Here is a 12120-nt window from a genome sequence, read left to right as displayed (position 1 = left end):
CCATGCTGTTTCTTCTGAACGACGTCGTGTTCGACCTGGACGAGGCCTGCCCGGTCACGCCTGCCGACGCGCGCCGGTTCGAGAAGCTGGGTCTGGACTATCTGCTGGAACTGGGTTGCGAACTGTTCGCCGAGGACCCGCTGCTTCATCGCAACGATCCCGAACGCGCCCGTCGCCTGGCCTGGCTGATCGCCGAGCGCAGTCCGGACGTGAACGCCGCCCTGTTCGCGGCGCCAGCCGCCGCCTGCAATCCGGACTTGGTCGAGCCGCGCTTCTGCACCCTGCCCGAACAGGTGATGCGCCAGCTTCAGGCCAAGGGCCGTCGCCTCGACGCCGTCTCCGCCGACCGCGCCGTCTGGAACCGCCTGGCCGCCTGATCGCGGCCTGAAACGCCGTCAGAAGACGGCGTTGAACACCACATGGACCAGCGTCGCCACGGCTACGATAAAGCCGAAGCCGACGACCAGCCCCACCGCCGGATGCAGCGGCGCCCGCTCACGCGGCGCGTGGGCGATACGATCTTGAGGATGGATGACAGCCATCGTCCTTGTCCTTTCCCTATGATCCCGGATCGATCCGGGAGGGGAGAGTCGGACTCTGACGGCCTGATCGTCTCCTCCAGAACCGAGCATGACTCCGATAGCCCTTCGTGGCGAGGGGTTATTTCATCCGGTGCAATCCCGTGACTTTGAGGCGTGTCCGCGCTAGTCGCGCGCCATGTCTTCCTTGACCCTGCCTGAAGAAGCGGCGCGCCGTCGCACCTTCGCCATCATCGCCCACCCGGATGCGGGCAAGACGACCCTGACCGAGCACATCCTCTTGGCCGGCGGCGCCATTCGTGCGGCCGGCGCCGTGCGGGCGCGCGGCGAGAACCGGCGGACGCGGTCCGACTGGATGAAGATCGAGAAGGAGCGGGGCATCTCGGTCTCGGCCTCGGTCATGACGTTCGAGCACGACGGCAAGATGTTCAACCTGCTCGACACGCCCGGGCACGAGGACTTCTCCGAAGACACCTATCGCACCCTGACCGCCGCCGACTGCGCCATCATGGTGCTGGACGCCGCCAAGGGGATCGAGCCGCAGACGCTGAAGCTGTTCGAGGTCTGCCGCCTGCGCGACATCCCGATCATCACCTTCATCAACAAGCTGGACCGCGAGGCCCAGGACCCGATGGCCCTGCTGGACGACATCGCGTCACGCCTTCAGCTGGACCCCGCCCCGATCTGGTGGCCCGCCGAGAGCGGCAATCGCCTGCGCGGCATGGTCGAGGTCGGAACCGGCCGGTTCCAGCCCTACACCCGCAAGGCCGCCGGGTCGGCCGAGGATCCCGAACACCCCCCCGCCCTGCCGCTGGACCAGGCGGCGCAGTATTTCGAGGCGGGCGAACAAGACAACCTGGCCGAGGCCGTCGAACTGGTCGAGGGCGGCTATCCGGCATTCGACCGCCAGGCCTTCCTGGAAGGTCACATGACCCCGGTGCTGTGGGGATCGGCGCTTCGCCACTTCGGCATCGACGAACTGCTGAAGGCCATCGGCGACTGGGCCCCGGCGCCCAAGGTGATGAAGGCGAAGAAGGAATCGCCGCCCGAGACCCGCAACGCCCCCGCCCCCGTTGAGACCGAGGTCGAGCCCGGCTCGAACGAAGTCACCGGCTTCGTGTTCAAGGTCCAGGCGAACATGGACCCCAATCACCGCGACCGGATCGCCATGTTCCGTATGGCGTCGGGCGCCTTCAAGCGCGGCATGAAGCTGAAGGTGCAGAACACCGGCAAGTCCCTGTCGGTCAATGCGCCCATCATGTTCTTCGCCTCGGATCGCGAACTGGCCGACGACGCCTTCGCCGGCGACGTGATCGGCATTCCGAACCACGGCGTGCTGCGCGTCGGCGACAGCCTGTCGGAGAGCGGCGTGGTCCGTTTCGCCGGCCTGCCGAACTTTGCTCCGGAAATCCTGCAACGGGTTCGCGTGAAGGATCCGCTGAAGGCCAAACACCTCAAGAAGGCTCTGGAAGGTCTGGCCGAGGAAGGCGTGACCCAGCTGTTCCGTCCCGAAATCGGCTCGGACTTCATCGTCGGCGCCGTGGGCCAGCTGCAGTTCGAGGTCATGGCAGACCGTCTGGGCGAGGAGTACGGCCTGGACGTCGTCTTCGAACCCTCCCCCTACGCAGAGGCGCGCTGGATCGCTCCAGGCGCGGAGGGCTCCGACGCGGACGTCGAGGACTTCAGCGGCAAATACCGCCCCCAGATGGCGCGCGACATCGACCAGGCCCCGGTCTTCCTGGCCAAGTCGAGCTGGGAAACCGGCTATGTCGGCGAACGCTTCCCCAAGATCGCCTTCACCAAGACGAAGGAGCGCGGCTAAGGCCGGGCGCCGCTAACGACTTCCTTTGGTCACGTAGCTGAGCCATTCTGAGGTCATGTCGACGCTTCTCGCCCTCGCCAGCACCGTCTTTATGCTGCAGGCCGCCCCTTCCGTGGGGCTGGTTTCGTATGAGGAGGCGGTACGTTGTGCGGGCCTGACCCAGGCCGCGTCGGAGCTTGAAGGCGGCGAGAGCGCCCAGGGACGGCGGCTGTATGACGCCGCGCTCTACTGGTCCCTGGCGGCCATGCAGGCCGCGACGGCGGCGGGCAAGGCGGCGCCGGCCGCCGAGGCCGATCAGACCCGCGCGCGCATCGCTGCGGTGCGTCAGCTCAACGCCGAGGCGCCCGAGGCGCGCGCGAACCTGCAACGCTGCCAGCAGAAGACGCCGAAACTCGACTAGGTCGCCGGCTTAAGGCCAAGCCGAACCGCATTCCCGGCGCTGCGTTTGCATTGGACGTCGCAGGTGACGCAGTCTGCGTCCCGAAGCGGGATAACCGAGGTCCAGCATGTTCGAATTCGGCCGTGATCTTCGAAAACTCTTCGCCCAGGCGCGAGAGAGCGAAGACCTGGGCTGGGTCGAACTGATCGGCGCGGATTTGCTGCGCGCCGAGGCGCGACGCGAGGCCACGGACGCCGGACGCGTCTCCTGCGCCCGCCCCTTCGAGACCGAAAACCGCGCCTGCGCCCTGTGGCGCGAACACGCCCGGCGCACCGGCGCCCCCGACAGTCTGGACCGGGCCGAACGCTGCGCCGACAGCCTGGCGCGTTCAGCCGTGGGCGAAGATCAGATCGCGCGGGCCGCCATGGCCAAGGCTGCGGTGCTGATGCTGCGCTTTGATCTGTGCGGCGATCCCGCCCGTCTGGACCGCGCGGCGACGACCCTTGCGGCGATCGGGCAGCCGCGCAGCCGACGTATCGCCGTCGGCATGGCCGCGCTTCACGCCCGGCTGACGGTCCGCACGGCCCGGCTGAGCGGCGACATCGCCCGCCTTCAGCAGGCGGCTGACTTGATCGATGAGGCGGTGCGCAGGGACGACGCCGAGGACATGGATCTGCGCATGGATCGCGCGGCCCTTTCGCTGGAAATGGGCGTGGTCCAGCGCGACGTGCATCTGCTGGATCAGGCAGGCCGCGACCTGGGCGCCCTGGTCGAGGCCGCATCCCCTGACCATCGCCCCCTGACCCGCGCCCGCGCCTTGGCCCTGTGCGGCGCCGGCCTGTCGGCCCTGGCCGCGATCGCGGGGCATGACGAGGCCCGCAACCAGGGGCGGATCATGTTCGACGCCGCCGCCGATCAGTTCACCCCGGATCACAGCCCGCTGGACTGGGCCGCGATCCAGGTGCTGCGCATCGGCGACGACGCCCAACCGCTGATGCTGCTGACCCAGGCGGAAGCCCTGACGCAGGGCGGCGGACTGATCATCGGCGCCCTGGCGCGTGAGCGGCGCATCACGCGTGAGGTGGCCCTGGCCGAAGCGGTCAAGAACCTGACCGCCCTGATGACGCTGGAGACCCGGTTGCGGGCGCGCATGGCGACGGCGACGCCGCTCGACTGGGCCGCCGATCAGATCGGTATGGCCGAGATCATGCTGGCGCGGCATCGGCTGGGCGGCGTCGTCCCGACCGATCTGGGGCTGATCCTGGGCGAGGCGGCGATGACGGCCCGGGAAATGGGCGTCGACGCCCTTGCCGATCGCGCCGAGGCGCTTCTGAGGGCCTAGACCTCAGCCGCCCATGGCGACGAAGGCCCCGTTCAGGAACCGCGTCTTTCCATAGGCCATCCGCTGCCCGTCATCGGCCAGAACCCGCCCGCCGGCGGCTTCCAACACCGCCTGGCCTGCTGCGGTGTCCCATTCCGAGGTCGGGCCCGTGCGCGGATAGGCATCGAACCGCCCCTCGGCGATCAGGCAGAACTTCAGTGACGAATCCGTCCCCTGCCAATGCGAGCAGCCGTGACGGGCGGCCAGACGCGTCGCCTCCTCGTCGGTGACGCTGTGGCTCAGCAGGGCCATGCCTTCCTGCGGCCGGTCGCGCACCCGGATCGGGCGCCAGTCCTCGCCCGAATGCGCCTCGCCGGCCTGAAGGGCGCCGAACTGACGCCGGAAGGCGCCGCCCCCGGGCTTGTCGGTGCGCCAGGTCGTCGCCGTCGCCGGCGCCGTCACCACGCCCGCGACCGGATAGCCGTTATGGATCAGGGCGATATTGACGGTGAAGGCCTCGCCGCCGCGCACGAAGCCGCGCGTGCCGTCCAGCGGATCGATCAGCCAGAACCAGTCCTCGGCGGTTTCAGGCGCGCCATCGGCCGACACGGCCTCTTCCGCCACCGTCTGCACGCCCGGATACAGGGCCGCCAGCCGTTCCAGGATCAGAGCCTCGGCCGCCCGGTCGGCCTGGGTCACCGGACTATCGTCCGACTTCGTTTCGACCGCCGTGCCTGCGCGCCAATAGGGCAGGATCAGCCGCGCGGCCTCCTCTGCGATCTCGGCGATGGCCAGGGACAGCGCGCCGGACGTCAGATCGCGCTCAAGAGCAGGTGTCAAAGAGGTCGTCATTGGCGGGTCGATAGACCATCCGGGCGGTTCCATGAACCGGCAAATCACTCCAACTTCGCGCGCGACACGAACTGTGACCTGAGCGCGCCAGACATCATGACCTCCCCCCACGACACAGACGCCGCTCCGCTGGACCTTCCGGTCGATGCGACCGAGCTGGCGACCTATATCGCGGCCAAGCTGTGCCATGACTTCATCAGCCCGTCGGGCGCCATCGTCTCGGGCCTGGACCTGATGCAGGACCCGACGGCTCAGGACATGCGCGACGACGCCCTGGCCCTGATCGAGCAGAGCGCCAGGAAGATGGTCGCCCTCGTGCACTTCGCCCGCGTCGCCTTCGGCGCCGCCACGACCAGCGAGACGTTCACCGCCCGCGAGATCGAAAGCCTGGTGTCCGGCATGGTCCAGGGGGGTCGCGCCTCGCTGGACTGGCGCATCGCCGACGGCGAGTTCACCAAGCCCCAGGCCCGCGCCCTGACCAACCTCGCCTATCTGACCGTCGGCGCCCTGCCGATGGGCGGCGTCGCCACCATTCAGTCGCGGGTGGAAAACGGCCTGCTCTATCTGGAAGGCTTCGCCGAGGGCGCCCGCGCCCGGCTGAAGCCCGAGGCGGTCACGGGTCTGGCCGGCGAACGCCTGGTCGAGGGCCTGGCCGGCCAATGGATCCAGCCCTACTGGCTGTGGCTGACCGTGAACGAGGCCGGCGGCGCTCTACGCGTCAAGGTTGAAGACGGAAAGGTCGCACTGGTCGCGCGAATGCCTGCCTGAGGCGTTTCCAAACGACTCATTAACTGGCGTTTGAGATAAAAACAGTCCATGCGCCACGGGCGAAAGCCGTCGTGTCATTGAGGGATCGACCTTGGACTTCCGAACCTGCCTGATCGTCGACGACAGCCGCATCATCCGCAAGGTTGCGCGCCGCATCGTCGAGGGCCTGGGCTATGAGGTCGATGAGGCTGCGGACGGTTCCGAGGCCCTGGCCTATTGCACCGGCGCCATGCCCGACGTCCTGCTGGTGGACTGGAACATGCCTGTGATGGACGGCATCACCTTCCTGCGTCGCCTGCGCGCCATGCCGGGCGGCAAGCAACCCAAGGTGCTGTTCTGCACGATCGAGACCCGCCCCGAGCGGATCGCCGAAGCCCTGGCCGCCGGCGCCGACGACTATGTGATGAAGCCGTTCGACGGCGAAATCCTGCAGTCCAAGCTGACGGAGGTCGGAGCGATCGCCGCATGACGCCTGAGGACTTCGACAAGCTGCAGTCCCTTCTCGCCACCCGCGCCGGCTATCGGCTGTCGCGGGATCGCATCCACCTTGCCGAACACCGGCTGGGTCCGATCGCGCGGCGCGAAGGCTACGCCAATGTCGAGGCTCTGCTGACGAACCTGTGGGCCAATCCGGTCGCCTCGCTGGCCTGGTCGGTGATCGAGGCCCTGCTGAACGCCGAGACCTGGTTCCGTCGCGACCGCACCCCTTTCCGCATTCTCGAAACCGAACTGCTGCCGGCCCTGTCCAAGGCGCGGCCCGACGGACGGATCAAGATCTGGTCGGCAGGCTGCTCGACCGGCCAGGAGGCCTGGTCCATCGCCATGACGGCCAGGGAGATCGGCGTCGATGTCGATCTGGTCGCCACCGACCTGTCGCAGCGCGCGATCGAGAAGGCGCGCTCGGGCCTCTACACCGGCTTCGAGATCCAGCGCGGGCTTACGGCCAAGACCATGCTGCGCTGGTTCGAACCGCGTGAAGACCAGTGGATCGTCAAGGCCGAACTGGCCGACGCCGTGCGTTTCGGTCGCGCCAACCTGCTGGACGAACCGACCGATGACGCCCGTTTCGACGTCATCTTCTGCCGCAATGTCATGACCGATATGGACCCGTCGCGCCGGGCGCGTCTTCTCGACGGACTGGAGCGCCGCCTGGTCGATGACGGGTGCCTTCTTCTGGGCGTGGACGAAAGTCTGGAAGGCGAGACGGTCGCCTTCCGCGCCGTGAACGGCCGCCGGGGCCTGTATGTAAAGGCGCCGTCCGCGCTTCGCCGCGCCGCCTGACCCCGCCCTTCATGCGGGCGATCAGCCCGCGTGCAACTCCTGCTTCACCCGCTCCGCCAGCGTCTTGATGTCCAGCGGCTTGGGCAGGAAGGACACGCCCGTCTCGTCCTGCAACAGGTCCGAGAAGTCGCTCTCGGCATAGCCCGAGATGAACATGACCGGCGCGTCGCCCAGATATTTGCGCGCCTTCTTCAGCAAGGACGGCCCGTCCAGTCCCGGCATGATGACGTCGGAGATCATCATGTCGATCTGGCCGGCGTGTTCCTCGGCCAGCAGCAGGGCCTCCTCGCCGTCGGCGGCCTCGATCACCTCATAGCCGCGCTGACGCAGCAGCCGGGCGGCGATGCCGCGCACGGCGTCCTCGTCCTCGACGAACAGGATGCGGCCGGCGCCCGACAGGTCGCGCGGCGCCTTGGCCTTGACCTCGACAGGCTGAACCTCGGCCAGTTCCGCCTCGCCCGCCGCCGGCAGGAAGATGCGGAAGGCGGCGCCCGCCCCCTCGATATTGCTGACGGTGATATGGCCGCCCGCCTGCTGCACGATGCCATAGACGGTGGCCAGGCCCATGCCGGTGCCCTCGTTCACCGCCTTGGTGGTGAAGAAGGGTTCGAAGATCTTGTCCGCCAGTTCGGGCGGCACGCCGGGTCCTGTGTCCGAGACCTCGATCAGGGCCACCTCGTCCGTCGGCGCATCGACCCAGCCCAGGGCTCGCGCCTCGTCGCCCGTCAGGCGGCGCGTGGCGATGGTGACGACGCCGGCGCCCGGCTCGACCACGCCGCGCATGGCGTCGCGCGCGTTGACGGCCAGATTCATCACCGCCGTCTCCAGCTGAGACTTGTCGGCCAGCACGACCGGCAGGTCGCGTCCGTAGTCGGTCTCCAGCCGGACGTCCTCGCGCAGCAGCCGCCGCAGCAGGATGGCGAACTCGCCGACCAGTTCGCCCAGGTCCAGCCGCTCGCGCCGCACCGTGGACTTGCGCGAGAAGGCCAGCAGCTTGCGCACCAGGTCGGCCGCGCGAATGGCCGTCTGGCGGATCTCGTTCAGGCCCTCGTAGGACGGATCGCCCACTGGGTGCCGTTCCAGCAGACCCGACAGCTGAAGCTGGATCGCCGTCAGCAGATTGTTGAAGTCGTGCGCCACGCCCCCGGCCAGCTGGCCCACGGCCTGCATCTTCTGCGCCTGGTTGAGCTGAAGCTCCATCGACTTCTGACCCGAGACGTCGAACAGCCAGATGCGCCGCTTGTCGCCCTCGGGCGCCACATACAGATGCAGCATCTTGTCGGGATAGGCCCGCGCGACCAGTTCGATCGGGCCCGACGATCCGCCCGCCAGCTTCAGCCGCGCCTCGGCGATGCCGCCCGGATCGAACAGATGACCAAAGGCTGCATCGCGCGCCGCCCCCGGTCCGGTCAGGACCGCCAGCGCCGGATTAGCTTCTTCCGCGCGGCCGGAAAACAGGTCGTCGCCGCCGATCACGGCCGAGCCGAACGGCGCCCCGGCGGCCATGGCTCGCGCCTCGCCGGTCGCCGCGGCGGCGGGCGTGTGAACGGGCGCGGCGGCTATGGGCAGGACGGCGTCCGGCGCGGCGCGCATCAGGAACCGTCCCTCGCCCGTCTTTCCATCGCCGATCTGGCCGATGACGACCTCGACCTCGCGCTGTCCGATCATGACGATGGCGCGGCCCGGCTCGCCTTTGCGCGCCTGGGCGAAGGCCATGTAGAGCGCCTGGGCCGACTTGCCGCGCGGCAGGGCGCCGGTCGCCCCATTGGCCTCGGACCAGGCGGCGTTGAAGGCCAGGATCTGCCCCGAATCCCACACCAGCGCCGCCGGTTCGGCCATGGCGTCCAGCACCTCGATGGCCGCATCGCTGCTCGGCTTGGCGTCCGCCGCCCGGCGGAAGCCGAACAGACCGATCAGGGCGATCGCGCCCACGGTCAGAATCAGCACCAGTCCCGGCGCCGAGGTCGGGTTGGCGCGAAACGCCGGGTAGGCTAGGGCCGCGATCGCCGCCACGACGCCGAACGCCATCACGCCGGACAACAGGTCGAACGAAGGGCGGCGGGTGGACGTCATACAGCCTCGCGAATCAGTGTTGCGATCATACGCCCAAATCCTGACGCCGCCTTACCGGCGCTTACGGGACTGGAAGACGAAGCCGATGATCTTGGCGGCGGCGTCGAAATGTTCGCGCGGAATGACCTCGTCCACCTCGACGGTGGCGTACAGGGCGCGCGCCAGCGGCACGTTCTCGACGATCGGCACGCCGTGCTCGGTCGCCACTTCGCGGATACGCAGGGCCAGGGCGTCGACGCCCTTGGCCACGCAGATCGGCGCTCCATCGCCCTGATCCGGCTCATAGCGCAGGGCGACCGAGTAGTGGGTCGGGTTGGTCACGATGACGGTGGCCTTTGGCACATTGGCCATCATCCGCTGGCGGCTGCGCTGCATGCGGATCTGCTTCAGCTTGGCCTTGATGTGCGGATCGCCTTCGGACTGTTTGAAGTCTTCCTTCAGCTCTTCCTTGGTCATCCGCATCCGCTTGGCGAAGCGCATCTTCTGCCAGATGAAGTCGGCCCCGGCCGTGGCGCCCAGCAGGATGATCGAGGCCACGAACAGCGAGATCGCCATGTCGCGCGCCAGCGGCAGGATCGCCAGCGGGCTGATTGAGGCCATGTTCTCGAACTCGCGCAGGTGCGGCTTCAACACCATCCAGCACACGGCGCACACGGCGATCAGCTTCAGGAAGGTCTTGACGAATTGCGCCAGGCCGTCGGGACCAAAGATGCGTTTGAACCCTTGCATCGGACTGACCGCCGACCATTTGGGCTTCAGCTTTTCGGCGGTGAAGATCAGACCGGACTGGGCGACATTGCCCCCGACTCCGCCCAGGATGGTCGCCAGCATGACGGCTCCCAGAAAGGGCGCCACGGCCCAGACGGCGCGCACCATGATCTGGTTTCCGGCGCCCGAGTTCAGCACCCCCAGCATCTCGTGCGGGGCGGCGATGAAGGGCAGCATCTGTTCGGCGATGGACGAGGCGAACCAGCCCCCCCCCATCAGGATCACCGCCGCCGCCCCCGCCAGCGACAGCACCTGGGCGACGTCGGGCGACTTGGCCGCATCGCCCTTCTTTCGGGCGTCCTCAAGCTTTCGCGGGGTCGCCTCTTCGGTTTTCGACTCGGGATCCGCGCCTTCAGCCACCAGGGCCTCCCAGCACGAAATACTCCGCCAGACGGCGGTAGCGGTCGATGAAGAGGGTGCCCAGCGCACCCAGGCTCAGCGCGAAGATCGACAGGCCCAGGATGACACTCAAGGGCGCGGCGGCGAAATAGACCTGGAACGACGGCATGACCCGCGCCACCAGGCCGGACGCCAGGTTGAAGATCAAAGCAAAGACCAGCACCGGCGCCGACAACTGCACCCCCAGCATAAAGCTGTCGCCCAGGGTCCGCACGGCCATCTGGGTGAAGTCGGCCATCATCAGCGGCTGGGCCGGCGAGATCAGCCGATACGATCCCACCATGCCGGCGATGAACAGGTGGTGGGTGTCGGTGGCGAACAGCAGCGTCACCCCCAGCAGGGCCAGAAAGGCGGCGATGGTCGAGCCCGGCTGGGCCTGCATCGGATTGGCGGTCTGGGCGAAGCTGAGCGTCGTCTGCAACGACACGATCTCGCCCGCCGTCGCCAGGGCGCTCATGAACATGCGTAGCAAGAGGCCGATCATCAGGCCGACGACCACCTCGCGGATGATCCAGCCGACCATCAGCCCCATGCTGTCCGGCAGGCCCGGCAGCGAGCCGCGCACCACCGGCCACAGCGCCAGACTGATGACCAGGGCCAGCGACAGCCGCACGCGCGGGGGCACATAGGCCTCGCCGAAGCCGGGAATCAGCATCAGGATCGCCGCGATCCGGGCGAAGATCAGCCCCCCGGCCCAGACCTGATCGGCGGTCGCATAAGCGTCCACTACATCCCCGCGATGCGGGCCGCGATCTGGCGCATGAAGCCGCCCAACAGGGCGCCCATCAGCGGCAGGAACAGGATCAGCGAAACGAAGATGGCGATGATCTTGGGCGCATAGATCAGGGTCTGTTCCTGGATCTGCGTCAGGGCCTGAAACAGGCCGATCACCACGCCGACGACCAGGCCGACCAGCAGCACCGGCAGGCACAGCTGGATCGTCAGCCAGATGGCGTCGCGCCCGACGTCCAGAACTTCCGCGCCGTTCATCGGCTGCTCCCGCAAACTACTGGGCAGAAAATGCCGACAGGATGGTTAACAGGCCGCTAACCACACGCGTCTTCGCGCAGACCTGACCACGGAAAAATCTCGTCGGCGGCCTTGAACGGCGCCGCTTCGATGCCGACTTCCCCGCCTTCGCCTTGGGGAGCGCCAGCCATTCGATTTCAGACGAATTAGACGAATTAGACTCTCTTTTTCCGACTCCACCGTCTGAACGCGCGTCCGCCTCGTAATGGGACGGCTCGCCCTCTCCCCTTCCCTCAAGCGCTCCGCTATCTAGGCCGCCATGACAGACGCCCCCGCCTCCAAAGTCTCCCAGGCCGACGCCGAAGCCGCCGTCCGCACCCTGATCGAATGGGCCGGCGACAACCCGGACCGCGAAGGTCTGCTGGAAACCCCCGCCCGCGTCGCCAAGAGCTACCGCGAGCTGTTCCAGGGCTATGAGGTCGATCCGCTCTCCTATCTGGAAAAGACCTTCGAGGAGACCGGCGGCTACGACCAGCTGGTCGTGCTGAAGGACATCCGCTTCGTCAGCTTCTGCGAGCACCATATGCTGCCGGTCGTGGGCAAGGCGCACGTCGCCTATCTGCCGACGGACCGCGTCGTCGGCATCTCCAAACTGGCTCGGGTCGTGCGCGGCTTCGCCCGCCGCCTTCAGATCCAGGAGAAGATGACATCCGAGATCGCCGAGGCCATCCAGACCGTGCTGAAGCCGCACGGCGTCGGCGTGGTCATCGAGGCCGAGCACAGCTGCATGACCCTGCGTGGCGTCAATGCGCCCGGCGCCAGCCTGTCGACCAGCCACCTGATCGGCGTCGTCCGCGACGACCCCCGCACCCGCGAGGAGTTCATGCGTCTGGTGCTGTCGTGACGTTCGCCTGACAGGCGAACTGGCCCGACGCTTGCGGTGAAGGGA

At 67.8% G+C, this 12120-nt stretch carries 14 protein-coding genes; 8 read left to right on the top strand and 6 right to left on the bottom strand.

Annotated features, from left to right (window positions below):
• The first annotated feature begins 2 nt into the window (after positions 1-2).
• Complete coding sequence (locus tag GGC30_RS14025) at positions 3-377, top strand: hypothetical protein (RefSeq protein WP_045811590.1); 375 nt, start codon at positions 3-5, stop codon at positions 375-377.
• A gap of 18 nt (positions 378-395) precedes the next feature.
• Here GGC30_RS14025 and GGC30_RS16340 read toward each other — a convergent pair whose 3' ends face one another.
• Positions 396-542 carry a hypothetical protein gene (locus GGC30_RS16340; RefSeq protein WP_165113816.1) on the bottom strand — a complete coding sequence of 49 codons (147 nt, stop codon included), beginning with the start codon at positions 540-542 and terminating at the stop codon, positions 396-398.
• Between the two features lie 175 nt (positions 543-717).
• Between GGC30_RS16340 and GGC30_RS14020 the strand changes: the two genes are divergently transcribed.
• The 3 genes from GGC30_RS14020 to GGC30_RS14010 all read left to right on the top strand — a co-directional run bounded on the left by GGC30_RS14020 (position 718) and on the right by GGC30_RS14010 (position 4082).
• The gene (locus GGC30_RS14020; protein WP_066629565.1) at positions 718-2361 is read left to right on the top strand and encodes a peptide chain release factor 3; all 1644 of its coding nucleotides are present in this window, start codon (positions 718-720) and stop codon (positions 2359-2361) included.
• Between the two features lie 55 nt (positions 2362-2416).
• The gene (locus GGC30_RS14015) at positions 2417-2761 is read left to right on the top strand and encodes a hypothetical protein (protein WP_153925465.1); all 345 of its coding nucleotides are present in this window, start codon (positions 2417-2419) and stop codon (positions 2759-2761) included.
• Between the two features lie 106 nt (positions 2762-2867).
• Positions 2868-4082: a hypothetical protein gene (locus GGC30_RS14010; protein WP_153925462.1), complete on the top strand. Its 1215-nt coding sequence runs from the start codon at positions 2868-2870 to the stop codon at positions 4080-4082.
• 3 nt (positions 4083-4085) lie between these two features.
• On the opposite strand, the gene cysQ is transcribed toward GGC30_RS14010, so the two are convergent.
• Entirely contained in the window at positions 4086-4913 is an 828-nt protein-coding gene (gene cysQ, locus GGC30_RS14005) for a 3'(2'),5'-bisphosphate nucleotidase CysQ (protein WP_153925459.1), read from the bottom strand.
• A 96-nt stretch (positions 4914-5009) separates the two neighbouring features.
• Here cysQ and chpT point away from each other — a divergent pair, with 96 nt between their 5' ends.
• The 3 genes from chpT (at position 5010) to GGC30_RS13990 (ending at position 6962) form a co-directional block, all read left to right on the top strand.
• On the top strand, positions 5010-5681 hold the full coding sequence (gene chpT, locus GGC30_RS14000; RefSeq protein ID WP_153925456.1) for a histidine phosphotransferase ChpT: 672 nt from the start codon (positions 5010-5012) through the stop codon (positions 5679-5681).
• A gap of 91 nt (positions 5682-5772) precedes the next feature.
• Positions 5773-6150 (top strand): response regulator, encoded by a 378-nt coding sequence (locus tag GGC30_RS13995; protein WP_017505646.1) that lies wholly within the window; start codon positions 5773-5775, stop codon positions 6148-6150.
• The gene (locus GGC30_RS13990; protein WP_153925452.1) at positions 6147-6962 is read left to right on the top strand and encodes a protein-glutamate O-methyltransferase CheR; all 816 of its coding nucleotides are present in this window, start codon (positions 6147-6149) and stop codon (positions 6960-6962) included. Before GGC30_RS13995 ends, GGC30_RS13990 begins: the two co-directional genes overlap by 4 nt.
• A gap of 21 nt (positions 6963-6983) precedes the next feature.
• On the opposite strand, the gene cckA is transcribed toward GGC30_RS13990, so the two are convergent.
• The 4 genes from cckA to fliQ are packed head-to-tail and all read right to left on the bottom strand — an operon-like array spanning position 6984 to position 11192.
• On the bottom strand, positions 6984-9035 hold the full coding sequence (gene cckA / locus GGC30_RS13985; protein WP_055806826.1) for a cell cycle histidine kinase CckA: 2052 nt from the start codon (positions 9033-9035) through the stop codon (positions 6984-6986).
• Between the two features lie 51 nt (positions 9036-9086).
• Positions 9087-10163, bottom strand: a complete 1077-nt coding sequence (gene flhB, locus GGC30_RS13980) for a flagellar biosynthesis protein FlhB (RefSeq protein WP_055753861.1) — start codon at positions 10161-10163, stop codon at positions 9087-9089.
• On the bottom strand, positions 10156-10929 hold the full coding sequence (fliR, locus tag GGC30_RS13975; RefSeq protein WP_066554187.1) for a flagellar biosynthetic protein FliR: 774 nt from the start codon (positions 10927-10929) through the stop codon (positions 10156-10158). Before fliR ends, flhB begins: the two co-directional genes overlap by 8 nt.
• Positions 10929-11192, bottom strand: a complete 264-nt coding sequence (fliQ, locus tag GGC30_RS13970) for a flagellar biosynthesis protein FliQ (RefSeq protein WP_017505641.1) — start codon at positions 11190-11192, stop codon at positions 10929-10931. The genes fliR and fliQ overlap by 1 nt, the downstream gene beginning before the upstream one ends.
• A gap of 298 nt (positions 11193-11490) precedes the next feature.
• Here fliQ and folE point away from each other — a divergent pair, with 298 nt between their 5' ends.
• Positions 11491-12075: a GTP cyclohydrolase I FolE gene (gene folE, locus GGC30_RS13965; RefSeq protein WP_055753859.1), complete on the top strand. Its 585-nt coding sequence runs from the start codon at positions 11491-11493 to the stop codon at positions 12073-12075.
• Positions 12076-12120: the final 45 nt, after the last annotated feature.

It is taken from the genome of Brevundimonas sp. SPF441 (assembly GCF_009661015.1).
Classification (GTDB): Bacteria; Pseudomonadota; Alphaproteobacteria; order Caulobacterales; family Caulobacteraceae; genus Brevundimonas; species Brevundimonas vesicularis.
The sequence above is the reverse complement of the archived record's forward strand: the minus strand, read 5'-3'. Positions and strand labels throughout refer to the sequence as shown.

What these genes read in the sequence shown, in the direction of transcription:
- GGC30_RS14025 (WP_045811590.1), top strand. Translation starts at nt 3, where the DNA reads ATGCTGTTTCTTCTGAACGACGTCGTGTTCGACCTGGACGAGGCCTGC.
- GGC30_RS16340 (WP_165113816.1), bottom strand. Translation starts at nt 542, where the DNA reads ATGGCTGTCATCCATCCTCAAGATCGTATCGCCCACGCGCCGCGTGAG.
- GGC30_RS14020 (WP_066629565.1), top strand. Translation starts at nt 718, where the DNA reads ATGTCTTCCTTGACCCTGCCTGAAGAAGCGGCGCGCCGTCGCACCTTC.
- GGC30_RS14015 (WP_153925465.1), top strand. Translation starts at nt 2,417, where the DNA reads ATGTCGACGCTTCTCGCCCTCGCCAGCACCGTCTTTATGCTGCAGGCC.
- GGC30_RS14010 (WP_153925462.1), top strand. Translation starts at nt 2,868, where the DNA reads ATGTTCGAATTCGGCCGTGATCTTCGAAAACTCTTCGCCCAGGCGCGA.
- cysQ (WP_153925459.1), bottom strand. Translation starts at nt 4,913, where the DNA reads ATGACGACCTCTTTGACACCTGCTCTTGAGCGCGATCTGACGTCCGGC.
- chpT (WP_153925456.1), top strand. Translation starts at nt 5,010, where the DNA reads ATGACCTCCCCCCACGACACAGACGCCGCTCCGCTGGACCTTCCGGTC.
- GGC30_RS13990 (WP_153925452.1), top strand. Translation starts at nt 6,147, where the DNA reads ATGACGCCTGAGGACTTCGACAAGCTGCAGTCCCTTCTCGCCACCCGC.
- cckA (WP_055806826.1), bottom strand. Translation starts at nt 9,035, where the DNA reads ATGACGTCCACCCGCCGCCCTTCGTTCGACCTGTTGTCCGGCGTGATG.
- fliQ (WP_017505641.1), bottom strand. Translation starts at nt 11,192, where the DNA reads ATGAACGGCGCGGAAGTTCTGGACGTCGGGCGCGACGCCATCTGGCTG.
- folE (WP_055753859.1), top strand. Translation starts at nt 11,491, where the DNA reads ATGACAGACGCCCCCGCCTCCAAAGTCTCCCAGGCCGACGCCGAAGCC.